This window comes from Oleiagrimonas soli (genome assembly GCF_000761445.1).
GTDB classification, from domain to species: domain Bacteria; phylum Pseudomonadota; class Gammaproteobacteria; order Xanthomonadales; family Rhodanobacteraceae; genus Oleiagrimonas; species Oleiagrimonas soli.
On sequence record NZ_KN196470.1, the window covers coordinates 967,577 to 991,534 of the forward strand.

General features: G+C 65.6%; 22 protein-coding genes and 1 tRNA gene. 15 read left to right on the plus strand and 8 right to left on the minus strand.

Annotation, left to right across the window (positions count from 1 at the left end):
• Nucleotides 1-27 precede the first annotated feature (27 nt).
• Nucleotides 28-1,374 (minus strand): tRNA (N6-isopentenyl adenosine(37)-C2)-methylthiotransferase MiaB, encoded by a 1,347-nt coding sequence (gene miaB, locus LF63_RS04225; protein WP_043099872.1) that lies wholly within the window; start codon nucleotides 1,372-1,374, stop codon nucleotides 28-30.
• A gap of 168 nt (nucleotides 1,375-1,542) precedes the next feature.
• On the opposite strand from miaB, the gene LF63_RS04230 reads away from it, so the two are divergent.
• Entirely contained in the window at nucleotides 1,543-2,529 is a 987-nt protein-coding gene (locus LF63_RS04230) for a lytic transglycosylase domain-containing protein (RefSeq protein WP_052395172.1), read from the plus strand.
• 7 nt (nucleotides 2,530-2,536) lie between these two features.
• Here the strand turns inward: LF63_RS04230 and LF63_RS04235 are convergent, their stop codons facing one another.
• Nucleotides 2,537-3,772 carry a S1C family serine protease gene (locus LF63_RS04235; RefSeq protein WP_043099875.1) on the minus strand — a complete coding sequence of 412 codons (1,236 nt, stop codon included), beginning with the start codon at nucleotides 3,770-3,772 and terminating at the stop codon, nucleotides 2,537-2,539.
• Nucleotides 3,773-3,959: 187 nt separating this feature from the next.
• Here LF63_RS04235 and petA point away from each other — a divergent pair, with 187 nt between their 5' ends.
• From petA to LF63_RS04260, 5 genes are all read left to right on the plus strand, one after another.
• The gene (petA, locus tag LF63_RS04240) at nucleotides 3,960-4,565 is read left to right on the plus strand and encodes a ubiquinol-cytochrome c reductase iron-sulfur subunit (RefSeq protein ID WP_043099876.1); all 606 of its coding nucleotides are present in this window, start codon (nucleotides 3,960-3,962) and stop codon (nucleotides 4,563-4,565) included.
• Nucleotides 4,565-5,857 (plus strand): cytochrome b, encoded by a 1,293-nt coding sequence (locus LF63_RS04245; protein WP_043099877.1) that lies wholly within the window; start codon nucleotides 4,565-4,567, stop codon nucleotides 5,855-5,857. The genes petA and LF63_RS04245 overlap by 1 nt, the downstream gene beginning before the upstream one ends.
• Complete coding sequence (locus LF63_RS04250) at nucleotides 5,850-6,593, plus strand: cytochrome c1 (protein WP_043099878.1); 744 nt, start codon at nucleotides 5,850-5,852, stop codon at nucleotides 6,591-6,593. Before LF63_RS04245 ends, LF63_RS04250 begins: the two co-directional genes overlap by 8 nt.
• Before the next feature lie 65 nt (nucleotides 6,594-6,658).
• The gene (locus LF63_RS04255; RefSeq protein WP_043099879.1) at nucleotides 6,659-7,282 is read left to right on the plus strand and encodes a glutathione S-transferase N-terminal domain-containing protein; all 624 of its coding nucleotides are present in this window, start codon (nucleotides 6,659-6,661) and stop codon (nucleotides 7,280-7,282) included.
• A gap of 31 nt (nucleotides 7,283-7,313) precedes the next feature.
• Entirely contained in the window at nucleotides 7,314-7,745 is a 432-nt protein-coding gene (locus LF63_RS04260; RefSeq protein ID WP_043103127.1) for a ClpXP protease specificity-enhancing factor, read from the plus strand.
• Between the two features lie 46 nt (nucleotides 7,746-7,791).
• Here LF63_RS04260 and LF63_RS04265 read toward each other — a convergent pair whose 3' ends face one another.
• The 4 genes from LF63_RS04265 to LF63_RS04280 form a co-directional block, all read right to left on the minus strand.
• Nucleotides 7,792-8,160: a DUF3301 domain-containing protein gene (locus LF63_RS04265; RefSeq protein WP_052394678.1), complete on the minus strand. Its 369-nt coding sequence runs from the start codon at nucleotides 8,158-8,160 to the stop codon at nucleotides 7,792-7,794.
• 29 nt (nucleotides 8,161-8,189) lie between these two features.
• Nucleotides 8,190-9,080 carry a carboxylating nicotinate-nucleotide diphosphorylase gene (gene nadC, locus LF63_RS04270; RefSeq protein ID WP_043099880.1) on the minus strand — a complete coding sequence of 297 codons (891 nt, stop codon included), beginning with the start codon at nucleotides 9,078-9,080 and terminating at the stop codon, nucleotides 8,190-8,192.
• Nucleotides 9,077-11,398, minus strand: a complete 2,322-nt coding sequence (locus LF63_RS04275; RefSeq protein WP_043099881.1) for a DUF1631 domain-containing protein — start codon at nucleotides 11,396-11,398, stop codon at nucleotides 9,077-9,079. The genes nadC and LF63_RS04275 overlap by 4 nt, the downstream gene beginning before the upstream one ends.
• 116 nt (nucleotides 11,399-11,514) lie before the next feature.
• Complete coding sequence (locus LF63_RS04280; protein ID WP_043099882.1) at nucleotides 11,515-11,778, minus strand: Trm112 family protein; 264 nt, start codon at nucleotides 11,776-11,778, stop codon at nucleotides 11,515-11,517.
• A gap of 34 nt (nucleotides 11,779-11,812) precedes the next feature.
• Here LF63_RS04280 and purE point away from each other — a divergent pair, with 34 nt between their 5' ends.
• Both purE and LF63_RS04290 read left to right on the plus strand, forming a co-directional pair.
• Complete coding sequence (purE, locus tag LF63_RS04285) at nucleotides 11,813-12,319, plus strand: 5-(carboxyamino)imidazole ribonucleotide mutase (RefSeq protein ID WP_043099883.1); 507 nt, start codon at nucleotides 11,813-11,815, stop codon at nucleotides 12,317-12,319.
• The gene (locus tag LF63_RS04290; protein ID WP_043099884.1) at nucleotides 12,316-13,470 is read left to right on the plus strand and encodes a 5-(carboxyamino)imidazole ribonucleotide synthase; all 1,155 of its coding nucleotides are present in this window, start codon (nucleotides 12,316-12,318) and stop codon (nucleotides 13,468-13,470) included. The genes purE and LF63_RS04290 overlap by 4 nt, the downstream gene beginning before the upstream one ends.
• 80 nt (nucleotides 13,471-13,550) lie before the next feature.
• On the opposite strand, the gene LF63_RS04295 is transcribed toward LF63_RS04290, so the two are convergent.
• Nucleotides 13,551-14,129: a superoxide dismutase gene (locus tag LF63_RS04295; protein ID WP_043099885.1), complete on the minus strand. Its 579-nt coding sequence runs from the start codon at nucleotides 14,127-14,129 to the stop codon at nucleotides 13,551-13,553.
• A gap of 131 nt (nucleotides 14,130-14,260) precedes the next feature.
• Between LF63_RS04295 and grxD the strand changes: the two genes are divergently transcribed.
• From grxD to LF63_RS04330, 7 genes are all read left to right on the plus strand, one after another.
• On the plus strand, nucleotides 14,261-14,602 hold the full coding sequence (gene grxD, locus LF63_RS04300) for a Grx4 family monothiol glutaredoxin (protein ID WP_043099886.1): 342 nt from the start codon (nucleotides 14,261-14,263) through the stop codon (nucleotides 14,600-14,602).
• Entirely contained in the window at nucleotides 14,599-15,390 is a 792-nt protein-coding gene (locus tag LF63_RS04305) for an SDR family NAD(P)-dependent oxidoreductase (protein ID WP_043099887.1), read from the plus strand. The genes grxD and LF63_RS04305 overlap by 4 nt, the downstream gene beginning before the upstream one ends.
• A 96-nt stretch (nucleotides 15,391-15,486) precedes the next feature.
• Nucleotides 15,487-16,086, plus strand: coding sequence for a YhgN family NAAT transporter (locus tag LF63_RS04310; protein ID WP_043099888.1), 600 nt, complete (start codon nucleotides 15,487-15,489; stop codon nucleotides 16,084-16,086).
• 156 nt (nucleotides 16,087-16,242) lie between these two features.
• Nucleotides 16,243-17,955: a bifunctional ornithine lipid synthase OlsF gene (gene olsF / locus LF63_RS04315; RefSeq protein ID WP_043099889.1), complete on the plus strand. Its 1,713-nt coding sequence runs from the start codon at nucleotides 16,243-16,245 to the stop codon at nucleotides 17,953-17,955.
• Nucleotides 17,956-18,176: 221 nt separating this feature from the next.
• On the plus strand, nucleotides 18,177-21,419 hold the full coding sequence (locus LF63_RS04320) for a TonB-dependent receptor (protein WP_043099891.1): 3,243 nt from the start codon (nucleotides 18,177-18,179) through the stop codon (nucleotides 21,417-21,419).
• A gap of 187 nt (nucleotides 21,420-21,606) precedes the next feature.
• The gene (gene ppnN / locus LF63_RS04325; protein WP_043099893.1) at nucleotides 21,607-23,022 is read left to right on the plus strand and encodes a nucleotide 5'-monophosphate nucleosidase PpnN; all 1,416 of its coding nucleotides are present in this window, start codon (nucleotides 21,607-21,609) and stop codon (nucleotides 23,020-23,022) included.
• A 37-nt stretch (nucleotides 23,023-23,059) separates the two neighbouring features.
• A tRNA-Asn gene (locus LF63_RS04330) sits at nucleotides 23,060-23,136 on the plus strand.
• 183 nt (nucleotides 23,137-23,319) lie between these two features.
• Here the strand turns inward: LF63_RS04330 and LF63_RS04335 are convergent.
• The gene (locus tag LF63_RS04335) at nucleotides 23,320-23,850 is read right to left on the minus strand and encodes a GspH/FimT family pseudopilin (RefSeq protein ID WP_052394679.1); all 531 of its coding nucleotides are present in this window, start codon (nucleotides 23,848-23,850) and stop codon (nucleotides 23,320-23,322) included.
• Nucleotides 23,851-23,958 lie beyond the last annotated feature (108 nt).

Consider the following 23,958-nt stretch of genomic DNA (forward strand, 5'->3'; position numbering starts at 1 on the left):
TGACGGTCGGCTTCTAGCGGTCCGGGGTCAGGCGACCTGCTGGTCGTCGCCCAGGTGCACGCGGCCGCGCAGCGAGTTGGCCATGGCCTCGGTGATGAGCACGTCGACGAACTGGCCCTTCATGCGCGCGTCGCCCGGGAAGTTGACGAAGCGCATGTTCTCGGTGCGGCCGGTCATCTCGTTCGGGCTCTTCTTGCTCGGTCCCTCGACCAGCACCGTCTGCACCGTGCCGACCATCGACTCGCTGATGGTCTTGGCGTTGGCGTTGATGGCGGCCTGCAGACGCTGCAGGCGTTCGCTCTTGACCGCGTCGCTGGTGTCGTCGGGCAGGTTGCTGGCCGGCGTGCCGGGGCGGCGCGAGTAGATGAAGGAGAAGCTGTTGTCGAAGCCGATGTCCTCGATCAGCTTCATGGTCTGCTCGAAGTCGCGGTCGGTCTCGCCGGGGAAGCCGACGATGAAGTCCGAGCTGATGGAAATGTCCGGACGCGCCTGGCGCAGCTTGCGGATGCGCTGCTTGTATTCCAGCGCCGTGTAGCCGCGCTTCATCGCCGCCAGGATGCGGTCCGAGCCGGCCTGTACCGGCAGGTGCAGGTAGTTGGCCAGCTGCGGCACGTTGGCGTAGGCCTCGATCAGCGAGTCGGAGAACTCGACCGGATGCGAGGTGGTGAAGCGGATGCGGCCGATGCCGTCGATCTCGGCGATGGCGTGGATCAGCAGCGCCAGGTCGGCGATGCCGCCGTCGTGCATCGGGCCGCGGTAGGCGTTGACGTTCTGGCCCAGCAGGTTCACTTCCTTCACACCCTGCTCGGCGAGCATCGCGACCTCGCCGACGACGTCGTCGAACGGGCGCGAGATTTCCTCGCCGCGGGTGTAGGGCACCACGCAGTACGAGCAGTATTTGGAGCAGCCTTCCATGATCGACACGAACGCGGTCGGGCCCTCGGCGCGCGGCTCGGGCAGGGCGTCGAACTTCTCGATCTCGGGGAAGGAGATGTCGACCTGCGGGCGACCGCTCTCGCGCTTGGCCGCGATCATCTCCGGCAGGCGGTGCAGGGTCTGCGGACCGAACACCAGATCCACGAACGGCGCGCGCTTGACGATGGCGTCGCCTTCCTGACTGGCCACGCAGCCGCCGACGCCGATCACCACCTTGTCGTTCTTCGCCTTGAGCTGCTTCCAGCGTCCGAGCTGGCTGAATACCTTCTCCTGCGCCTTCTCGCGGATCGAGCAGGTGTTGATCAGGATGACGTCGGCCTCGGAGGCGTCGTCGGTCAGTTCCAGCCCGTGCGCGGCCTTCAGCACGTCGACCATCTTGGTCGAGTCGTACTCGTTCATCTGGCAGCCGTGGGTCTTGATGAAAAGCTTGCCGCTCATGGCGATTCAATGGGTTATCAGTGAACAGCGCAGTGTACGCCGGGTGCGGAGGCTTCGCCAGTGACGCCGCCGGACGCTACGGCCGGCGAGGCTTTACTGCGCCGCCTCGTGCCCGAAGCGTGATCGGCTGCACTTGGCAAAATACCAATGAAAGCGCAGACTTGGCGCATGGTCACTGCCGTTCGCCGTGGGGGAAGCGGCGGCCGCCCGGCCCCCACCTTCCCGTATCTTCGCCGCCTCTGTCTGCTGGCGACGCTGCTGCTTGCCTGCGCGTGGGCGTGGCCCGGGCAGGCGAGCGGCATGTATCGCTGCACCGGCAGTAGCGGCGAGACGGTGTTCACCACCAGCAAGACCGGCTACCGCGATTGCCACCGTATCCGTATGCCTGCGGACGAAGGCGGAAGTCCCGAGCGCAAGGCATCCTCGTCCGCCAAGTCGTCGGCTAGCCCGCCGGCCGCGACCGGCTGGCAGTACCGCGAAGGTACCGCGTCGTCGACGCCGAGCCTGCCTGCGATCAACCGCAAGGCCGGCACCCGCGTGCTGCGCGGGGCCGTATATAAGGTGGTGCGTGCCGACGGCAGCATCGAGTACACCAACGTTCGCCCGCGCGGGCGACAAGCCCGGCAGGCGCGGACCCAGACGTTGTTCACCTACATCGCCACCTGCGCGGCCTGCGATGTGCATTCGCGCATCGACTGGGCGCACGTGCCCTTGCGTCTGAGTGCCTACGCCGACGCCATTCGTCTGGCGGCCAGCCGCTACGACGTCGATCCGGCGCTGCTGCGCGCGATCATCCATGCCGAGAGCGCGTTCAATCCGCGCGCGCTTTCCAACAAGGGGGCGCAGGGACTCATGCAGCTTATGCCGGCGACGGCCAGCGACATGGGCGTGCAGGACGCCTTCGACGCCACGCAGAACATCGAGGGCGGCGCGCGCTACCTGGCGCAGTTGTTGAAGACGTTCAACGGCGACGACCGTCTCGCCGCCGCCGCCTACAACGCCGGTCCCGAGGCCGTGCAGAAGTACGGCGGCGTGCCGCCCTACGCGGAAACCGAGGTCTACGTGAAGCGCGTCACGACGCTGCATCAGCGCTACCGTCAGGCCATGCAGCACAGCGACGCGGTGGCGTCGACCGGCGCGGGGCACGCGGGCTGAGGATTGTTTACTGACCTTGCTGCTGCTGTTGCTGCGGCGCCAGCACGCTGAGCGGCGGACGCTGGGTCAGTGTCAGCGTGGTGCTGAACGGCCGGCCTGCGCGCAGGCCCGATACCTTTACTTTCGTGCCCGGCTTCATGGCGATCTCGCGGTGGCGCAGCGAGGACGGGTCGACGATGTCCTGCGTGCCGATTTGCAGCAGCACGTCGCCGGCCTGGATGCCGGCTTCGGCGGCCGGGCCGCCCGGATACACATCCGTCACCCACACGCCGCGCGCGGCCGGCGGCAGGCCGCTGTTGGCGCTGATCGGCACGCTGGTGTATTCGATGCCGAGCCAGCCGCGCACCACGTGCCCGGTGCTGATGATCTGGTCCAGCACGTTCTTGGCCGTGCCCGCGGGAATGGCGAAGCTGATGCCTTCGGCGCCGCTGGCGCGGCCGAGCAGGGCGGTGTTGATGCCGACCAGGTTGCCGCGCGCATTGACCAGCGCGCCGCCGGAATTGCCGAAGTTGATGGCGGCGTCGGTCTGGATGAAGTCCTCCGGACTGACCGCGTTGAGCTGACGACCGATGGCGCTGACGATGCCCATGGTCACGGTCTGGCCGATGCCGAACGGATTGCCGATGGCGAGCACCACGTCGCCGACGCGGATCGGACGTTTGGCGAGATGGATCGCGGGCAGGTCGCTGGCGTTGACCTTGAGCACGGCCAGATCGGTGTCCGGGTCCGAGCCGACCACGCTGGCCTCGGCCACGCGGCCGTCGTACAGCAGTACCTGGATGTTCTGCGCGCCAGCGATGACGTGATTGTTGGTGAGCACGTAGCCGCTGCTGCTGAGGATCACGCCCGAGCCCAGGTTCTGCTCGCGGCGGCGCTGCGCCGGGCCGGTCGGAATGTCGCCGAGGATGCGCTGCAGCGACGGATCGGAATAACGCAGCACCGGTTGTTCGGTGACCATGCGGTTGGCGTAGATGTTGACCACCGACGGCGCCGCACGGGCAACGGCGCTGGCGTAGGAACTGGGGGCGGCAGGCGCTTGCAGCGTCTGGGCATGGTCGGCGTCGTTGGGTTCGGAGCTGTCGACGGGGCGGGCGACGGAGGCGGGCGCGGCGGGCGTCAGCCCCAGGCGGGCGCGCAGGGCGTCGCCGCTTTGCGGCCAGATCAGCGCGATCACGAACGCGAGCGCCAGCCCGATCAGGACGAAACGGGCGATGAAGGCGATCGTGCGGGCGACTCGATTCATGCGTGCGGACAACGGCTTGTGAGAAAAACGGACGGTCGTGCGTGCTGTCGGCCGGCCATGAGGAGCCGCATCGCCACAGTCGAAAAGCGCGGTCCGATTGTACGCATCTGACCCTGACGCTACACTAACGCGATTTTGGGGGGGATGCCCCAACGTAACCTCAATGGCACAAGTTCCGGAGAGCCTGATGGCGAATGAAGTCGTCGATCACGGTCGTCGCCGGTTCCTGACCGCTACCACAGCAGTGGTGGGTGGCGTGGGAGTCGTCGCGGCAGCCGTACCTTTTATTAAATCGTGGGAACCCAGCGCGCGAGCCAAGGCCGCCGGTGCACCGGTGGTGGCGGACATCAGCAAGGTCGAGTCCGGGCAGATGGTTCGTTACGGCTGGCGCAGCGTCCCGGTGTTCGTGGTCAACCGGACCAAGGAGCAGGTGGCGACGCTGACCACGAAGGACGTCGAGAGCCGTCTGAAGGATCCCAACTGCGACGTCACCAGTCAGCAGCCTGCCTACGCGAAGAATCCGCATCGTTCGATCAAGCCCGAGTGGCTGGTCATGATCGGTATCTGCACGCATCTGGGTTGCGTCCCCGACTACAAGCCCAAAGTCGGCCCGGAACCGTTCGATCCGGATTGGAAGAGCGGCTTCTACTGCCCCTGCCACAAGTCGCGCTACGACATCGCCGGTCGTGTCTACGACGGCGTGCCGGCGCCGATGAACATGGTCATTCCGCCGTATCACTTCATGGATGACACGCACATCCAGATCGGTGTCGATCCGAAGGAGGCTTCCTGATGGCCGGAGCAATCGCACGCTGGTTCAACGAGCGCGCTCCCGGGCTTGCGCCGATGTACCGCAAGCACATGACGGAGTACTACGCGCCGAAGAACTTCAACGTCATGTACTACTTCGGGTCGCTGGCGATGCTGGTGCTGGTCAACCAGATCCTGACCGGCATCTTCCTGGCGATGTTCTACAAGCCCAGCGCGCTGGAAGTGTTCCCGGGCACCTCCGAAGCGTTCGCGTCCGTGTACTACATCATGCGCGACGTCGACTGGGGCTGGCTGATCCGCTACATGCACACCACCGGCGCGTCGATGTTCTTCGTCGTGGTGTACCTGCACATGTTCCGCGGCCTGATGTACGGCTCGTACAAGAAGCCGCGCGAACTGGTGTGGATTCTCGGCATGCTGATCTTCCTGGTGCTGATGGCCGAGGCCTTCATGGGCTACGTGCTGCCGTGGGGCAACATGTCGTTCTGGGGCGCCAAGGTGATCATCTCGCTGTTCGGCGCGATTCCGGTCGTCGGCGAGACGCTGGTGCACTGGATCATGGGCGACTTCTCGCCGGCCGACGCCACGCTGAACCGCTTCTTCTCGTTGCATGTGGTGGCGCTGCCGATCGTGCTGCTGCTGCTGGTGGTGCTGCATCTGGCCGCGCTGCACGAAGTCGGCTCGAACAACCCCGACGGCGTCGAGATCAAGAAGAAGAAGAACGAGAAGGGCATCCCGCTGGACGGCATCCCGTTCCATCCGTACTACACGGTGAAGGATCTGTTCGGCGTCGGCATGTTCCTGCTGATCTGCGCGTTCATCATCTTCTTCGCGCCGGGCATGGGCGGCTGGTTCCTGGAGCACGACAACTTCGTGCCGGCGAACCACCTGGTCACGCCCGCGGCGATCAAGCCGGTGTGGTACTTCACGCCGTTCTACGCGATTCTGCGCATGATCCCGTTCAAGCTGCCCGGCGTGCTGACGATGTTCGGCGCGATCATCCTGCTGTTCCTGACGCCGTGGATCGATCGCGGCCAGGTCAAGTCGATCCGTTACCGCGGCACCGGCTACAAGATCGCGCTGGCGCTGTTCGCGGTGTCGTTCATCAGTCTGGGTCTGGTCGGTGCGGAAGTCACCGCCGAGGCCATTCCGATGATCTTCGGTGCCAATGCGGACATCACGTCCATCGAGAACCTGTTCGGCCGGTTCTGGGTGCTGGTGTACTTCGGATTCTTCGTCTTCCTCTGGGTCTACACGTACTTCGGCCTCGAGAAGACCAAGCCGGTTCCGGAACGGGTGACGACACATGACTAAGCGCGTTTTCTTCTTCATTGCCCTGTCGCTGTCTCTGCTGCTGGGCGCGGTCTCCGCGCAGGCTTCGGAGGGCGGCGGCGAGCTGATGTCGGCGCACGTCAGCCTGAAGGACAAGGCCTCGCTGCAGCGCGGCGCCCGGCTGTACTTCAACTACTGTTCCGGCTGCCATTCGCTGCACTTCATGCGCTACTCGCGCATGGCCGAGGATCTTGGCCTGACCGAGAAAGAGGTGATGAACAACCTCAACTTCACCGGCGCCAAGTTCCAGGGTCACGCCATCGCGGCCATGCCCGAGGCGGATGCGGCGAAGTGGTTCGGCAAGGCTCCGCCGGATCTGTCGCTGAAGGTGGCCGAAAAGGGTTCGGATTACGTCTACAGCTACCTGAACTCGTTCTACCTCGACCCCGAGCGTCCGGTGGGCTGGAACAACACGGTGTTCCCGAATGCCTCGATGCCGAACCCGCTGTGGGAGCTGCAGGGTCTGCAGGTGGCGGAGAAGGGCAAGGCGGCCGACGGCAGCGAGATCGTCACCGGCCTGAAGCTGGAGCAGCCGGGCCGCATGTCGCCCGAGCAGTTCCACGCGGCCACGCGCGACCTGACGGCGTTCCTGACCTATGTGTCGGAGCCGGCGGCGCTCAAGCGCGAGTCGATGGGTATCTGGGTGCTTCTGTATCTGGCTGCATTCACGTTCCTGGCCTACCTGCTCAAGCACGAGTACTGGAAGGACGTCCACTGATCGACGGCGTTCGGGCGCGGGGGAGCGCTCGAACGCCGATTTGCTTTTCGAGGGGGGGGGTCGCCATGGTATCTAGCGTTCGCAATCGCACCATACTTACACTGTTCACATCCGCCGATGCCGTGCAGTGTCATCGTGTGCGCATGGTGCTTGCCGCCAAGGGCGTGGTCTACGACCGGGTCGTGGTCCATCCGGACAAGCTGCCGGAAGATCTGCACGATCTCAATCCGTATGGTACGTTGCCGACGCTGGTCGACCGCGATCTGGTGCTGCACGATACCGCGGTGATCTGCGAGTATCTGGACGAACGCTACCCGCATCCGCCGCTGATGCCGATCGATCCGCTGTCACGCGCACGGTTGCGTCTGGCGATGGTGTGCATCGAGCACGACTGGCTGCCGCTGATCGAGACCATCGGGCAGGGCGGCCGCAAGGCGGATACCGCGCGCAAGCATCTGCGCGAACAATTGCTCGCCGCCCGTCCGCTGTTCAAGGCGGCCAAGTTCTTCCTGAATCCGGAATTGAGCCTGGCCGACTGTCTGGTGGTTCCGGTGATCTGGCGTCTGCAGGCCCTGGGTGTGAAGCTGGGGCGTGAAGGCAAGGTGATTACCGATTACGGCGAGCGCATTTTCCACAGCCAGGGCTTCGCACGAAGCCTGAGCGACGAAGAACGACTCATGGTCGAGTGAGCTAGTGAGCACCACCACCGAACATCACGGCATGAATTCCAACCGTCCGTACCTGCTGCGGGCGATTTACGACTGGGTGACGGACAACGGCCTTACGCCGTACGTGCTGGTCGACGCCACGCGCGCCGGCGTGCAGGTCCCGTCGCACGTCATCAAGGACGGCCAGGTCGTGCTCAACATCGCCATGCGCGCGGTGGCCAATCTCGACCTGGGCAACGACCGCATCAGCTTCAGTGCGCGCTTTTCCGGCGTCAGCCAGTCGGTCAGCTTCCCGGTGTCGGCCGTGCTGGCGATCTACGCCCAGGAGAACGGCCAGGGCATGATGTTCCCCGAGGATGCCGATCCGCCGCCGCCGGATGACGGTTCGGTCGAGCCGTCGCCGGCTTCCGATGCGGACGGCAGCGGTGACGAGGGCGACGGCAAGCCGCGTCGTGGCGCGCCGCATCTGCGCGTCATCAAATAAGTCGTTCGCGTTCGGCGCGGCGCGGCGGAAAAGCGCCGCGCTCAGCTCAATGCAGTCGGCGCACCCGCTGCATCAGATCGACCACCTGCGTCTCCGCGCCTGCGGAGGCTTCGGGCGTGGGCCATTCGGTGTGCAGGTCGACCACGCGTCCGCTTACCATCCACAGATGGCCGGCGTGGCGGTCCTGGCCGTTCAGGCTGACCTCGAAGGCGTAGCGGAGCATCCATTGCGGCAGGCCTTCGCCGCGGCGCAGACGCAGGCCGGAAAGGCCGACGCTCTCGTCGAGAAGCTGCACGGATTGCGCCTTGCAGATACTGCGCGCGGCGCGTAGCGCGAGCTCTCGGCTGCGCATGGCGGACAGCCACAGGCCGATCACGGCCATCAACGCGAGCAGGAACAGCCATTCGTAGGTCATGGCGCTATTGTGGGTGCGCCCCGGGGCGCTCACAAGTGCGGAAGCGGCGATCCGTCACGCATGTGCACGCGGAAGGAAAGGTCCACGGCGTGCACGTGCTTGGTCAGCGCGCCGACCGAAATGTAGTCCACGCCGCGTTGCGCGATGGCGCCGATCGAATCGAGATCGACGCCGCCCGAGACTTCCAGTTCCACCTTGCCCTTTGCGCGGGCGACGGCGCGATCGAGCATGTCCGGCCCGAATTCGTCGAGCATGACGCGGTCGACGCCGGCCGCGAGTGCCTGTTCCAGTTCGTCGAGGTTCTCGACCTCGACTTCGAGCAACAGCTGCGGATGCCGGGCGCGCGCCGCTAGCACGGCCTCGCGCAGCCCGCCGGCTGCGGCAATGTGGTTTTCCTTGATCAGGATGGCGTCGTAGAGGCCGATGCGGTGATTGTGGCCACCGCCGCAGCGCACCGCGTATTTCTGTGCCAGACGCAGGCCGGGCAGGGTCTTGCGCGTGTCGAGGATGCGCGTGCCCGTGCCCGCCACTGCGGCGACGTAGCGTGCGGTGCGGGTGGCGGTGCCGGACAGGGTCTGCAGGAAGTTCAGCGCCGTGCGTTCGGCGCTGACCAGTGCGCGTGCGTTGCCCTGCAGACGACACAGCACCGTGTCCGGCGCGACGCGTTCGCCGTCGCGTACCGTCCATGCGATGGCGATGTCGGGATCGAGTCGGTGGAAACAGGCGTCGAACCAGGCACGACCGGCAATCACGGCTTCGTCGCGGCACAGCAGTTGCGCATGCGCATGGGCGTCGGCGGGCAGCAGGTCGGCAGTGGCGTCGCCGCTGCCGAGGTCTTCGCTCAGGGCGTGCTCGACATCACGCGCGATGACGTCGCCCGCAGGCAGCGCGGGCGTGGAGTCGCGATCGGTCGAGCTCATGCGTTGGGCTTCGGCGCTTCGGCGTTGGGCGTGGACTGCGACGTGCGCAGACGTTCGACGATGGCATCCAGCGCACGGTCGAACAGCGGCAGTTCCTCGAGAACCACGGTCTGCCCGGAGGCCAGCTCGCTGGCGAACTGATCCAGCGTCTTGTCGGCCACCTTCAGACCGCGGCGGTTGACGAACAGGTATTTGCCGCTGATCGGACTGATCCAGGAAAGCTTGGCGCGTTCCGGGCGCTCGCTATCGGCCTGGAACTCCACCCAGGTGCCGACCTTTAGCGCGCGCACGCGCTGCACTTCGGGGCTGTCGGGTTGCACGGCCGGCTTCGCGGTCTCCTCGGTTTCGCTGAGGGTTTCCGGCGTGGCGATGGCTTCCATGCTGTCGGGAATCGGCATGGCTTCGCTGACCGTTTGCGCGACCGCGACTTCCTCGCGCAGGTTCAGCTGTCCGTTGTAGAGCGTGTTCAGCTGCCGCATCAGGTTTTCGACGTCGGCATCCTGGAAGGCGACCGTGGCCAGGCCGTGACGCAGCGACTTTTCCAGCAGCGGCAGCAGTTGGTTCAGGCGCGCGCGTTCGACGTCGCTGCGGATCGGTCCGACGCTCCACACGAAGTCGTCGACGAAGCGCAACCCGACACGGAATTCCTTGGATTCCTCGCCGTGACGCAGCAGCGTCAGCACCAGGTAGTTGGCCCAGGCGCGGGTGAGGATGCCGTTGACCAGCGCCGGCAGTTCGCGACCGTCGATGCGCGAGAGGATTTCCTGCGCGGCGCGGCGACGCGCCTGCTGCAGCTTCTCGCGACCGCGAGTGGCTTCGGCGGCGCGCTGTTCGGCCAGTTGCGCGCGACGGTTGCTGCCGTCGAGGAACTTGCGGAATTCGTCCAGCTGGCGGTTGAAGACCTCGATGTCGTCGTCGAAGTCGGACAGCAGGGTTTCCACCACGCTGCGGACCTTGCCCAGCAGGCGCTGATCGCGGTCGGATTCGGCCGACCAGCTCTTGGCGGCCTCGGCCAGCTCGTCGAGCAGGCGGCGCGCCGGGTGATTGGCGTGCGCGAACAGCCGGCGGTCGAGAATGGCCGCCTTCAGATACGGAATCTGCAGGCGCGCCAGCAGCACCTGCATCTCCATCGGCAGGTTGTGATCCTGCAGGATGTACTCGAACAGCATGCTGATGAGGTCGATGGTGTCCTCATCGGCGCCGGAAACGTAGGACTTGGCCTCGCCGCGCAGATGGCTGATCTGGCGCACCAGCTGTTCCTTCAGCAGACGCACGTCCTCCGCCGACAGCGTGGTGTCGATGGGAATCTGCGTCGGCATCGAGACCGTGCTGCGGGCCACTTCGCCCTGCAGCACCGACAGCGCGCCGAGCAACTCCGCCGGGCTCAGCGAGGGACCGCTGTTGCCCATGGCCGGTTGTCCGTAACCGTAGGTCTGGCGACGCTCGGCCAGCAGCGACTGCAACGTTTCGACCAGCTTGGTGCGCAGCATCGAGTTGTCGTTGTCGTCGCCCTCGACGTCCTGCGCGGCATTCGCTTCGTTGCGCTGCTGCGGGCGCGGCTGCGTCGTCGTCGATCGCTTGGCGCCGGGCGTGCGAAGCTGCGGCAGCACGCCGGCCTGGATCAGGGTGTGGTTGATTTCCTCGTACAGCGGTTCGAGGTTGTTCAGCACGTAGCGCTCGAACAGCTTGAACACGATCAGCTTGACGCGGACCTCGACCTTCAGCTCGCTCATGGCCTCGCCGAACGAGCGGGTCAGCGTGGCCGGGCCGATGGGATTGTCGACGTTGTCGACCTTGGTGCCGCCGCAGATCACGGTCAGGCGCTGGTTGACCGCGAACAGGCTGTGCGAGAGACGGCCCTCGGCCTTGCTGGTCATGCTGGTGACCGCGAGCGATTCTTCCAGGTCGCGCTCGTCCACCAGTGACAGTTCCGGCGAACCGCCGAAGGCGCGCTGTTCGTTCTGCGTTTCGCCGTGGGCGTGGCGCTGGCCGCCGGCCAGCTTGGAAAACGCGCCGGTGATCATGTCGATGAAGCTGCGCTCGATCAGCGGCCGCTTCTTGCGCACGTCGCGCATGCCGTCGAAGTACTGCGTCTGCACGGCGTTGTTCTCGGCCTTCTCGGCGAGGTCGAACAGGGCATCGTCGACATTGTCGAACATGCTGCCCATCAGGCTCATCAGATGGCGTGTGCTGACGCCGCGCACGGAAGCCAGCAGCTCGCCGACGCGCTCGTTGCGCGGGTCGTTGGCGATGCTGCCGCTGCGTTCGGCCAGATCGACGATGTTGCTGAGATGGCTGCGTTCGTTGACGTTGTTCATGGCGGATTCCATCGGGACGCCGCACACGCGCCCATGGTTAACATTGTCGTCCAACGGAAATTGCAAAACGTGAGGCCGTTCACGTTGTCTTGTCAGGGGTGCGCCGCGAGACCCGTTCAGAGGCCCTCGCGCAGCTGGGTGGTGCCGATGCCTTCCTCGGGCAACATGACCGGAATGTCGTCTTCGATGCGATAGACGACGCGCCCGTCGGTGGTCACCAGACCGGCCGTCAGCGCCGCTTCCACGCGCGCGCCGGCCACGGTGTCGACTTCGCCGCGTGCAATGGCTTGATTCAGTCGTTCCAGTTCGCCCGTCTGCAGGGGGCGGACGGGGGTTTTGCTGACCGGGCAGCAGAGGATATCGAGCAGGTGCTTGTCCATGCCATTACAATAGCTTCTTTTGGATGGACCGACCATGACTTCGACCCCCTCCGCACCACGCGTCGGCGTGGTCATGGGTTCCCGATCCGACTGGGAAACCATGCAGCACGCTGTGGCCCTGCTGGAACGGCTCGGCATCGCCCATGAAACCCGTGTGGTGTCCGCGCATCGCACGCCCGATCTGTTGTTCCAGTACGCCGAGCAGGCGGTCGAGCGCGGCTTGCAGGTGATCATCGCCGGCGCCGGCGGCGCGGCGCACCTGCCGGGCATGCTGGCGGCCAAGACCCGGGTGCCGGTGTTCGGCGTGCCGGTGCAGTCGAAGGCGCTGAACGGCATGGATTCGCTGCTTTCGATCGCACAGATGCCCACCGGCATTCCGGTCGGCACGCTGGCGATCGGCAAGGCCGGCGCGGGTAACGCCGCGCTGCTGGCCGCGGCGGTGCTGGCGTTGACCGATCCGGCCGTGGCCGAGGCGCTGGACGCGTTCCGGGCGACGCAGACGCAGGACGTGCTCGATCGCCCCGATCCGAGGTCAGCATGAGCGAGCGCAAACCGGTTCTGGGTATTCTCGGCGGCGGTCAGCTGGCACGGATGATGGTGCTGGAGGGCGCGCCGCTGGGCGTGACGTTCCGTATCGTCGACCCCGCGGACACGCCGTGCGCCGCGCAACTCGCGCCGACCCGGCGCGCGGACTGGAACGACCTCGATGCGCTGGCGCCGTTCGCCGAGGCGATCGACGTCGCCACCTTCGATTTCGAGAACGTGCCGGCCGAGACCGCGCAGTGGCTGACCGAGCACGTGCAGGTCCATCCGGGGCCGCGCGCGCTGGCGGTGGCGCAGGATCGGATGGCCGAGAAGACGCTGTTCCGCGACATCGGCCTGGACACCGCGCGTTTCGCCGCGGTCGACACCCGCGCGGATCTGGATCGCGCCCTGCACGAGATCGGCGCGCCGGCGATTCTGAAGACGCGTCGTCTGGGCTACGACGGCAAGGGCCAGTTCCGGCTGCGCGATGCCGTCGACGCCGATGCGGCCTGGGCGGCGCTGGGCGAGCAGGCCGCGCAGCACGGCCTGATCCTGGAAGCCTTCGTGCCGTTCGACTACGAGGTCTCGGTGATCGCCGTGCGCGGTCGCGACGGCGAATTCCGGACCTGGCCGTTGACGCGCAACTGGCATGCCGACGGCATCTTGTCGCTGAGTCTGGCGCCCGCGCCGGGCGCCGACGCCATCGCGGACAGCGCCTTCGCGCACGCACGCACGTTGGCCGAGCGTCTCGACTATGTCGGCGTGTTCGCGCTGGAATTGTTCGTCAAGGACGGTCGCGTGCTCGGCAACGAGATGGCGCCGCGCGTGCACAATTCCGGTCACTGGACCTACGATGGCGCCGTCACCAGCCAGTTCCAGAATCACGTGCGCGCGGTGCTGGGACTGCCGCTGGGCGATACCTCGGCGCGCGGCTGCAGCGTCATGTTCAACTGGATCGGCGCGATGCCGCCGGTGGCGCCCGCACTGGCCGTGGGCGACGTGCACTGGCACGACTACGGCAAGTCTTCGCGGCCCGGGCGCAAGGTCGGGCACGCCACGGTCTGCGCGGCCGACTTCGCCACGCTGCGCACCCGCGTGGAGGCGTTGGCGCAGGCGCTGGATCGCGTCGAGCAGGCCTCGCCGCTGCTCGACCTTCCGGTGTCCTGAGTCGCTTGTTGCGCCCTGTGCGGACATGAAAAAACCGGCCGCGAGGGCCGGTTTTTTCATGCGCTGGAACCGCGCCGGGATCAGGCCATGTTGCTGGCGGCGAAGTCCCAGTTGACCAGGTTCCAGAACGCCTCGACGTACTTCGGGCGGGCGTTGCGGTAGTCGATGTAGTAGGCGTGTTCCCACACGTCGATGGTCAGCAGCGGCTTGTCGTCGCCGGTGATCGGCGTGGCCGCGTTGGACGTGTTGACGATGGCCAGCGAACCGTCCGGACGCTGCACCAGCCAGGTCCAGCCCGAGCCGAAGTTGCCGGCCGCGGCGGTGCTGAATTCCTCGCGGAACTTCTCCACCGAACCGAACGTCTTGGTCAGCGCGTCGGCCAGCTTGCCGGACGGGTCGCCGCCGCCGTTCGGGCTCAGCGAATGCCAGTAGAAGGTGTGGTTCCAGACCTGGGCGGCGTTGTTGAACATGCCGCCGGAGGACTTCTTGATGATGTCTTCCAGGCTCATGTCGGCGAACTCGGAGCCTTCGATCATGCCATTCAGCTTGGTGACGTAGGCCTGATGATGCTTGCCGTAGTGGAAGTCCAGGGTCTCGGCCGAGATGTGCGGCTCAAGGGCGTTTTTGTCGAAGGGAAGCGCGGGAAGCTCGATCGCCATGCTGGCTACTCCTGTTGGGCTTGAATGGGTCGATGCGGCGTTGCGGCGGGCCGCGCAGGCGGTGCCCGGCCGCGATACAATGACGGCTTTGGCGCGATGCGCCCGTCGATCATTGTAAGACTAATCAATCTATGGACGTTCTCGATCGCATCAAGACCCTCGTCGACGAACAGCCCATCGTGCTGTTCATGAAGGGCACGCCCACGTTTCCGATGTGCGGCTTCTCCAGCCGCGCCGTCGATGCGCTGAACAGCGTCGGTGCGCGGTTCCACGCGGTCAACGTGCTGGAGGATCCGTCGGTGCGCGCCAGCCTGCCGCATTTCGGTAACTGGCCGACGTTTCCGCAGCTCTACATCCAGGGCGAGCTGATCGGCGGCTGCGACATCGTCGAGGACCTGAAAGCTTCGGGACAGCTCGAGCGCATGGTGGTCGATCTGCAGCAGGCCGCTGCGGTGCAGGGAGACCCGGCATGATGCCGATGCGCCGCCTCTCGGCGCATCCGCCACTCGGCGAGCGGCCGCTCGAAGGCCGCGTGATCGTCGTCACCGGCGCCACGGGCGGACTCGGCAGCGCGGTGGCGCATGCGGTATCCGCGGCCGGCGCGACGCCGGTGCTGATCGGCAAGCGCAAGCGTGAACTGGAAAAACTCTACGACGCGCTGGTCGAGGCCGGCGGCGCGCAGCCGGCGATCGCGCCGATGAACCTGGAAACGGCCACGCCCAACGACTTCGACGAGATCGTCGCCGCGCTGCAGCGTGAACTCGGTCGACTCGATGGCCTGGTGCACTGCGCGGTGATGTTCGAGGGCCTGACGCCGATGGCGATGCACAAGCCTGACGAATGGCTGAAAGTGCTGCAGGTCAACGTGTCCGCGCCGTTCGCGCTGACCCAATCCTGCATGCCGCTGATGCAGGCGGCCGAGGACAGCGCAGTGATCTTCGTCACCGACGATCCGCAGCGCATGGGCCGCGCGCACTGGGGCGCCTACGGCGTCAGCAAGGCCGCGGTCGAACGCATGGCGTCGATTCTGCATGACGAAACCGACGATTCGACGCTGCGCGTGCATGTGCTGCTGCCGGGGCCGATGCGCACGTCGCTGCGGCGCATGGCGTGGTTCGGCGAAGACACCATGAAACATCCGACGCCGGAGGCCACGGCGCAGGCGGTGGTGCATCTGCTGTCCGCACAGGGCGCGGCGGCGCGGGGCGCGATTATCGATCTGCGTCCGCAGGATGCCGAGCGCGCGTCCGACGTCGCCTGATCCGCGCGTCCGACTGGCGTATTCTTCCACGGCGTCCAGCGCCACTCACGGCATGTCGATTGCCCACTACCTGCGGAAACGTCGATGGAAGCCCACATGACCCCGCTGTCCGCCGGACTCCTGTTGTTCCTGATCATGGATCCGCTGGGCAACATCCCGTTCTTCCTGAGCCTGCTCAAGCACGTGCCGCCGCAGCGCCGGCGCTGGGTGGTGATTCGCGAGTTGCTGATCGCGCTGGCGGTGCTGGCGGCGTTCCTGGTCGGCGGGCAGTACATCCTCAGTCTGCTGCAGCTGAAGCAGGAATCGGTCAGCATCGGCGGCGGCATCGTGCTGTTCCTGATCGGCATCCGCATGGTGTTTCCGCCGGCCGACGGCGGCATCTTCGGCAAGCCGGGCGAGGGCGAGCCGTTCATCGTGCCGATGGCGATTCCCGGCGTGGCCGGTCCCTCGGCGATGGCCGCGCTGCTGCTGCTGGCCAACAACCAGCCGGGACGGCTGATGGAGTGGGGCATCGCGCTGTTTCTGGCCTGGCTGGCGACCTCGGTCATCCTGCTCAGCGCCACCTACCTGTTCCGCTGGCTCGGCGAGAGCGTGCTGACCGCGCTGGAGCGGCTCATGGGCATGCTGCTGATCGCCCTTTCGGTGCAGATGTTCCTGGCCGGCGTGGCGGCGTATTTCAAGGCGGCCGGGTTCTGACGGGCGGCCGCGGAGGGGGCTGGATCGGGGTCCGCGCGTTCGTGCATACTGTGGCGTATGGAAGACGTTCGGGACTGTCATCATCGGTCCCGCATGCTGTAGAGCTTCTGTAACATGGCATTGCCACAGTAGCTGCGCAGATTGGGAGGTACGGTCATGCTCAGCGTCGAAGAAACTCTGAAGTCGCGCCTGCCCTGGCTGGCGAACCATCCGCGCATCCGCAAGCCGGTTGCGGGGCTACTGGGTCGTCTGGCGGCCGAAGAGGATTTCAATCGCACCCTGCGTTCGCTGGAAGGCCTGGAAGGGTTCGACTTCGTCGAGCAGGGCTTGCGCAATCTCGGCGTGACCTGTCACGTGACGCCGCGCGAACTCGAACACGTGCCGTCCGAAGGCGCGTTGCTGATCGTCGCCAACCATCCGCTCGGCATGATCGACGCACTGGCCCTGTTGAAGACGGTCGGCTCGGTGCGCAAGGACGTGCGCATTCTCGGCAACGACATTCTCGGCATGATGCCCGGGCTGCGACCGCTGCTGCTGCCGGTGGACGTGTTCGGCAAGGGCGCGGCTTCGCGGCTGCGCGGCATTTATCGCGCGCTCGACGAGGGGCAGGCGCTGATCGTCTTTCCCGCCGGCGAAGTCTCGCGCATGGGGCCGGCCGGCGTTCGCGACGGCGCCTGGTCCGGCGGCTTCGCACGCATGGCCAAGCGCAGCGGTGCGTCGGTGCTTCCGGTGCATATCGCAGCGCGCAATTCGGCCGCTTTCTACGGCATGTCCATGCTGGCCAAGCCGCTGGCGACTGCGATGCTGCCGCGCGAGGCGGTAAACCGCCGGCTGCGTCGCATCGGTCTCGGCATCGGCGCGCTGATCGGCGCCGACGAGTTGAAACAGCGCAGCGAGGACCATCCGGAAACGGCGGCTCGACTGATGCGCCGCCATGTCTACCGACTGGCGCGCGGGCGCGGACTGATTTTCGGCGGTCAGGCGCCGCTGGCGCATGCCGAGCCGGCCGAGGCCGTAGCCGCGGAGCTGGCCGCCCAAGGCGAGTTGCTGGCCGATCTGGCCGACGGCAAGCAGGCCTGGCTGCTGCCCGGCAGCGAGAACAGCACGGTGCTGCGCGAGATCGGTCGTCTGCGTGAACTGACGTTCCGCCGCGTCGGCGAGGGCACGGGCCTGCGCTGCGATCTGGATCAGTACGACGCCTGGTACGAGCATCTGGTGCTCTGGGACCCCCAGGAATCCAAGGTCGTCGGCGCCTACCGTTTCGGTCACGGCGGCCGCATTCTCGCCGAGCGCGGTCTGGCGGGTTTGTACAGCGCCAGCCTGTTCGATTACACCGAACGCAGCGAGACGCACCTGGCACAGGGCCTGGAACTCGGCCGCAGCTTCATTGCGCCGGCCTACTGGCGCTCGCGCGCGCTGGATCAGTTGTGGCGCGGCATCGGTCTGTATCTGCAAAAACATCCGGAGCTGCGCTTCCTGTTCGGCCCGGTCAGCATGTCGGTCAGTCTGCCGCGCGAAGCGCGCGAATGGATCGTGGCCGCGCATCAGCATTATTTCGGTCGCGCCGGTCTGGCCAGCGCGCGGCGGCCGTTCGTGATCTCGCCGGAGATCGTCGACGGCGTGCGGCGCGAGCTGGACGGTCTGGAGCCGAGCATCGGTCTGGGACGCCTGCGACATCATCTCGATGCGCTCGGCGTGACCATGCCGGTGCTGTACCGCCAGTACGTCGATCTGGTCGAACCCGAGGGCGTCCAGTTCCTGGATTTCGGCGAAGATCCTGGTTTTTCCGGATGCGTGGACGGCCTGGTCATGCTCGATCTCGCGCATCTGAAGCCGGCCAAGCGCGCGCGCTATCTGGGCAAGAACTGAGCGTCAAAGCGCCGCATGGATGGCGGTCGGATCCGATGACAGAGCGACATAAAAATGTCATCGCGTTGGTGTTAAACTACCATTAACCAGCGCGGTTGGTAGGCGCCGTGCGGGTGCCATTAGGGGACAGATGCAAGCTGATGCTGGCGGATGCCGTCGCAGCCGCTGTCCTGGTGTTTATCTTTCGAGTCCAGCTTCTTGTTGCGAGTGGGGAAATCACAATGATGAGAAACATTCGAGCGCGTGCGTTGCCTCTGGCGATCGCGACGCTGCTGGCGGCAGCGCCGGCGATGGCCCAGAACGTTACTTCGGCCGGCGTCAGCGGTCGTGTGGTCGATGCGCAGGGTCAGCCTGTCGCCAACGCCACCGTGCAGATCGTGCACGAGCCGTCGGGCACCACCAAGGTCGTCACCACCAATGCCGACGGCCGTTACACCGCGCAGGGCCTGCGCGTCGGCGGTCCGTTCGACATCACCGTCACCAAGTCCGGTCTGTCGCAGGGTGAAAAGGACAACATCTACCTGCAGCTGGGTCAGGTCTCCGCGGTCAATCTGACGCTGGGCGCCGGCACGGCGAACGCGCAGCAGCTGGGCACGGTCACCGTGACCGACTCGGCGCTCACCCAGGTCTTCAACCCGGACAACAAGGGTCTGTCGACCAACGTCTCGCAGCGTGAACTGGAAGCCAACCCGGCCGCCAACCGCTCGATCGACGACGTCGCTCGTCTGGATCCGCGCATCAACGTGACCGATCAGGGCGACGGCTCGATCTCGGCCATGGGCCTGCCGAACCGCTTCAACAACATTCAGGTCGATGGCGTCGGCGTGGGCGACCCGTTCGGCCTGAACGCGAACGGCCTGCCGTACCAGAACTCGCCGATCTCGCAGGACACCATCGCCGAGTACAACATCTCGACGTCGAACTACGACGTGGCCTCCGACACCGTCGGCGCCGACATCAACGCGGTGACCAAGTCGGGCACGAACGAGTTCCACGGTTCGGTCTACTACGTCTACCAGAACGCCGACAAGATGGTCGGTGACGCGGGCTGGCTGGATTCCAGCAACCCGGGCTACAAGTACAACGGCTTTAAGAAGAACACGACGACCGGTTTCACGATCGGCGGTCCGATCATCAAGGACAAGCTGTTCTTCTTCCTGTCCGCCGAGAAGCAGAAGGTCACCGGCATCGGTGCCGATTCGGCCAACGGTCTGGACTACAGCCTGGGTAACGGCCCGTCCACTTCCAACAAGCTGTCGCCGGGCGACGTGCAGAAGGTCATCGACGCGGCCAAGAGCGTGGGCCTGCAGCCGGGCACCTTCGGCGGCGCCAGCGCCGTGACCCTGGAAGACAAGCGCTACCTGGGCAAGATCGACTGGAACGTCACCGACAATCATCGCGTGAGCCTGTCGTTCAACAAGACCAAGGAAACGCTGCCGCAGATCCTCGGCAACTCGTCGAACTCGATCGGCCTGAGTACCTACATGTACACGAAGGCCATCAAGACCGACAACGTCTCGCTGCAGTTCTTCGACGATTGGTCGGACAACTTCTCCACCGAGACCAAGATCGGCTACCAGCACTACACGCAGGACACCCAGGTGCCGTATCAGGCGCCGCAGGTGCAGGTCTACGTGGACGGCCGCTACACTTCGCCGAGCGTGTACCTGGGCGAAGAGCAGTACCGTCACTACAACAAGATCGACACCAAGAAGACCACGCTGTTCTGGGCGGGTACGTACTACGCCGGCGATCACACGATCAAGGGTGGTATCTACGCCGAGCGCAACAAGATCTACAACCTGTTCGGTCGCACCGAGTTCGGCGCGTACGTGTTCAGCAGCATCGCCGACTTCCAGGCGGGCAACTACTACTCGTACAACCTGTACCAGCCGGCCGCGGGCTACACGCTCAACGACGTCGCCGCGGAGTGGACGTACACCCAGTACAGCCCGTTCCTGCAGGACACCTGGCAGGTCAACGACAACCTGTCGATCCAGTACGGCGTCCGCGTGGACATCCCGAAGGCCAACAAGAAGCCGATCTACAACGCGCAGTTCGAGCAGACCTTCGGTTACCCGAACAACAACACGCTGGGTTGGAAGAACAAGGTCATCGAGCCGCGCTTCTCGTTCAACTACACCTTCGACACCGAGCGCATGACGCAGCTGCGCGGCGGCTTCGGTTTGTTCCAAACCTTCCCGCCGGCGGTGTGGCTGACCAATCCGTACCAGAACAACGGCATGACGGTCTCGACCTACACGGTGTACGACCCGACCCAGGCTGCGTTCAGCCCGGATGCGTTCAACCAGAACATTCCGGCCGGTGGCCCGAGCGCCTCGCAGATGGACGTCGACACGATCTCGTCCGACTTCAAGCTGCCGACCGTGTGGAAGGCCAGCCTGGCTCTGGATCGCGAGCTGCCGTGGATGGGGCTGATCGGATCGATCGAGTATCAGCACACCCAGGCCAACAACGCGATCTTCTACCGTGCCCTGAACATCGGTGCCCCGACCGGCACCCTGCCGGACGGCCGCCAGCAGTTCTGGTCCAATCCGACCACGGGTTCGGGTAGTCGTTACGCCAATGCCGATCCGGCGTTCTACAGCCTGTCGACCGAGCTCAGCAACACCAGCAAGGGCAAGACCGACAGCCTGACCTTGGCGTTGTCCAAGCCGTTCGCCGACGACTGGTCGGCCAGCGCCGCGTTCACCTACACCCATGCCACCGAAGTGAATCCGGCGGGCAGCTCGCAGGCATCCTCGGGCTACAAGTACTGGGCGCGCGTGAACCCGAACCAGGAGATCGCCAGCACCGCCGAGCGCAGTATCCCGGTGAGCGTGAAGCTGGGCGCGACCTGGCGTCATGCCTTCTTCGGCAACTACAACACCATGGTGTCGGCCTTCTACACGGGCCACAGCGGTCTGCCGTACACCTGGATCTTCTCGGGTGACGTCAACGGTGACGGCGTGACCTACGAGGATCCGATCTACATCCCGACCCTGAACGACGCCAAGGTGAGCTACGGTTCGGCCAGCGCCAAGGTGGTGCAGCAGTTCCAGAACTTCATCGACAGCGATCCGTATCTGGCGGGTCACCGCGGTCAGATTGCCGGCATAAACGAAGCCCGCAATTCCTGGGTGAACACGATGAACCTGAGCGTCCAGCAGGAGATTCCGGGCCTGTTCAAGGGCAACAAGGGCATCATCCGCCTCGACGTCTACAACTTCCTGAACATGCTCAACAAGAAGTGGGGCGACGTTCGTTACGTGGGTGGCTACGACACGCGCACGCTGGCTGGCTACGACGGCCTGAATGCGCAGGGCCAGTACGTCTACTACCTGCCCACCGACAAGAACGGCAACTACCAGCCGCAGCAGGAAGAGACCTACGACGCCGGCGGCAACCCGACTCGCGTGGTTTCGCGCTGGTCGGCCATGCTGACGCTGAAGTACACGTTCTAATCGGTCTGTTCGCAGTCCATCGGCCGGCGTCCGCGAGGGCGCCGGCTTTTTTTTGCCCGGGCGCAGTCGTCGAGAATGCAACCGAGGCTTGACCTATGCGGATTCGCCCGCAAAGCTTGCGGGACGTCACGGCTGCCGTCGGTACCGTCTTCGACTGCGCTGCAGGCGTCAAAGGAGCACCCTACACGTGAACGACTCGTACGCCGGCCAGCCCGGCTCCGGAACCGTCAGCGCGCGCATCTCGCCCGCCGGCGGCCTCGACATCCTTTCCCGCAATGAAGTCGCGCGTCTGCGCGATGCCAGCAGTTCCGGTCTGCATGCGCTGCTGCGCCGCTGCGCACTGGCCGTGCTGACTTCCGGCAGCCTCAGCGACGACCCGCGCGGCATGCTGGAGCAGTACCCGGATTTCGACATCGAAGTGTTGCAGCAGGAACGCGGCATCAAGATCGAGCTGAAGAACGCGCCGGCGCAGGCCTTCGTCGACGGCCAGATCATCCGCGGCATCAACGAACTGCTGGTGGCGGTGGTGCGTGACATTGTCTACGTCGCCACGCAGATCGCGCCGCGCGAGTTCACCGAGGCCGGCTCGGAGGGCCTGACCCAGATCGCCTTCGAGATCCTGCGCAACGCGCGCATCCTGCGCACGCACATCGATCCGAATCTGGTCGTGTGCTGGGGCGGACATTCGATCTCGCGCCACGAATACGACTACACCAAGGCAGTCGGCTACCAGCTCGGCCTTCGCTTGCTGGACATCTGCACCGGTTGCGGCCCCGGCGCGATGAAGGGGCCGATGAAGGGCGCCACGATCGCCCACGCCAAACAGCGCCGGCGCAAGAACCGCTACATCGGCATCACCGAGCCGGGCATCATCGCGGCCGAGTCGCCGAATCCGATCGTCAATCACCTGGTGATCATGCCGGACATCGAGAAGCGCCTGGAGGCCTTCGTACGCATGGGGCACGGCATCATCGTGTTCCCGGGCGGCGTGGGCACGGCCGAGGAGATTCTGTATCTGTTGGGCATTCTGCTGCATCCGCAGAACCGCGAAATCCCGTTCCCGCTGATCTTCAGCGGGCCGGCCAGTTCGGCCGCCTACTTCGAGCAGATCGACCGTTTCCTGCGTCTGGCGCTGGGCGATGCCGTGGCCGAGCGTTACGAGATCATCATCGGCGATCCGGCGGCGGTCGCGCGCAGCATGGTGCGCGGCCTGGAGAAGGTGCGCAATTATCGTCTGGACACCAAGGATGCGTTCTTCTTCAACTGGTCGTTGCACATTCCGTATGCGTTCCAGCAGCCGTTCGCGCCGACGCACGAGGCGATGGCCGGATTGCGCATCCGCCGCGACCGCGCGCAGCACGAGCTGGCCGCCGACCTGCGGCGTGCGTTCTCGGGCATCGTGGCCGGCAACGTCAAGGAAGAGGGCATGCGTGCGATCGAGCTGCACGGCCCGTTCCGCATCGACGGCGACCCGGAGATCATGCGCGCGCTGGACACGCTGCTGAAGGCGTTCGTCGACCAGCAGCGCATGAAACTGCCTGGCGGCACGGCTTACGAGCCGTGCTACCGCGTCGCGCACGGAGAAAATGCAGCGCCGGCTTGACAGATCGGCGCTCGGCAGCAAAAATACGCAGCTCGCTGCCCGAATAGCTCAGCTGGTTAGAGCACTAGACTGTTAATCTGGGGGTCCTTGGTTCGAGTCCAAGTTCGGGCGCCAGATCAATCGAAGGCCCTGCGCATCGCGCAGGGCCTTCGTCTTTTGCGCGATCCGGTGCTGCGCGCGGCGCGCCGGTTCGCGCCACCGCAGTACGCTGCACAGTCGGCAGAATTCGTGCCCGCCCCGGCTTCTCGCTCGTGGAAAAGACGAACGATTCGCGTGGAGTTGCCGACGCGGCGGCACTCAGACCTTGCAGCGCGTGGCCGGACTGCGTTGCACGCGGATGCGTCCGGCGTTCGACACCACGATGGCGGTCACGGACGTGGCGCTACCCTTGTCCGGGCAGATTCGCAGCGTGAGATTGCTGCCGGGCGCGCTGCCGTCGGCATGGAAGCGGATGCGGGTGCGATGGCGGCTGCCGACGATGCGCAGGCCGTGCAGCGCGGGCTGCACGCGCAGCGGGGTGCCATCCGGTTGGCCATCGCCGTCCTGGTCGAGCGCGATCAGCCAGCCGTGCTGCCAGGCATGGCTCCCGCTGCAGCGACGGCCGTCGTCGCTGGCGCAGAACAGCGCGTGCCGATCGCGCTCGATGGCCAGCAGGCGCGTCGCGTGCAGTGCGCGGGTCAGCGCATCGGCGGCGATGCGGGCTTGATTGCGCTGCAACAGCCCTGACATTGATGGGACGGCCGCACCGATCAGTACGGCGGCGATGGCCAGCGCGATGATCTGTTCGACCAGCGTGAACCCGCCCGTGCGGCGTCGAATTGCGTGCATGTCTGCGTTCCCTGCGAACCGCCCTTCATGCTGAGACCATCGCGCTCATGCCGGTATCGGTTCCGAGGCAGGGCATGCGTGGGTGGCGACGCACAGGCGCGTGGGCGG

Excerpts from the sequence above, each read along its gene's own strand:
- LF63_RS04290 (WP_043099884.1), top strand. The coding sequence starts at position 12,316 with ATGAGCGAGCGCAAACCGGTTCTGGGTATTCTCGGCGGCGGTCAGCTG.
- LF63_RS04335 (WP_052394679.1), bottom strand. The coding sequence starts at position 23,850 with ATGCACGCAATTCGACGCCGCACGGGCGGGTTCACGCTGGTCGAACAG.
- petA (WP_043099876.1), top strand. The coding sequence starts at position 3,960 with ATGGCGAATGAAGTCGTCGATCACGGTCGTCGCCGGTTCCTGACCGCT.
- LF63_RS04245 (WP_043099877.1), top strand. The coding sequence starts at position 4,565 with ATGGCCGGAGCAATCGCACGCTGGTTCAACGAGCGCGCTCCCGGGCTT.
- LF63_RS04275 (WP_043099881.1), bottom strand. The coding sequence starts at position 11,398 with ATGAACAACGTCAACGAACGCAGCCATCTCAGCAACATCGTCGATCTG.
- LF63_RS04255 (WP_043099879.1), top strand. The coding sequence starts at position 6,659 with ATGGTATCTAGCGTTCGCAATCGCACCATACTTACACTGTTCACATCC.
- miaB (WP_043099872.1), bottom strand. The coding sequence starts at position 1,374 with ATGAGCGGCAAGCTTTTCATCAAGACCCACGGCTGCCAGATGAACGAG.
- grxD (WP_043099886.1), top strand. The coding sequence starts at position 14,261 with ATGGACGTTCTCGATCGCATCAAGACCCTCGTCGACGAACAGCCCATC.
- LF63_RS04320 (WP_043099891.1), top strand. The coding sequence starts at position 18,177 with ATGATGAGAAACATTCGAGCGCGTGCGTTGCCTCTGGCGATCGCGACG.
- olsF (WP_043099889.1), top strand. The coding sequence starts at position 16,243 with ATGCTCAGCGTCGAAGAAACTCTGAAGTCGCGCCTGCCCTGGCTGGCG.
- LF63_RS04280 (WP_043099882.1), bottom strand. The coding sequence starts at position 11,778 with ATGGACAAGCACCTGCTCGATATCCTCTGCTGCCCGGTCAGCAAAACC.
- LF63_RS04310 (WP_043099888.1), top strand. The coding sequence starts at position 15,487 with ATGACCCCGCTGTCCGCCGGACTCCTGTTGTTCCTGATCATGGATCCG.
- LF63_RS04295 (WP_043099885.1), bottom strand. The coding sequence starts at position 14,129 with ATGGCGATCGAGCTTCCCGCGCTTCCCTTCGACAAAAACGCCCTTGAG.
- LF63_RS04235 (WP_043099875.1), bottom strand. The coding sequence starts at position 3,772 with ATGAATCGAGTCGCCCGCACGATCGCCTTCATCGCCCGTTTCGTCCTG.
- LF63_RS04305 (WP_043099887.1), top strand. The coding sequence starts at position 14,599 with ATGATGCCGATGCGCCGCCTCTCGGCGCATCCGCCACTCGGCGAGCGG.
- LF63_RS04260 (WP_043103127.1), top strand. The coding sequence starts at position 7,314 with ATGAATTCCAACCGTCCGTACCTGCTGCGGGCGATTTACGACTGGGTG.
- nadC (WP_043099880.1), bottom strand. The coding sequence starts at position 9,080 with ATGAGCTCGACCGATCGCGACTCCACGCCCGCGCTGCCTGCGGGCGAC.
- purE (WP_043099883.1), top strand. The coding sequence starts at position 11,813 with ATGACTTCGACCCCCTCCGCACCACGCGTCGGCGTGGTCATGGGTTCC.
- LF63_RS04250 (WP_043099878.1), top strand. The coding sequence starts at position 5,850 with ATGACTAAGCGCGTTTTCTTCTTCATTGCCCTGTCGCTGTCTCTGCTG.
- LF63_RS04230 (WP_052395172.1), top strand. The coding sequence starts at position 1,543 with ATGGTCACTGCCGTTCGCCGTGGGGGAAGCGGCGGCCGCCCGGCCCCC.
- LF63_RS04265 (WP_052394678.1), bottom strand. The coding sequence starts at position 8,160 with ATGACCTACGAATGGCTGTTCCTGCTCGCGTTGATGGCCGTGATCGGC.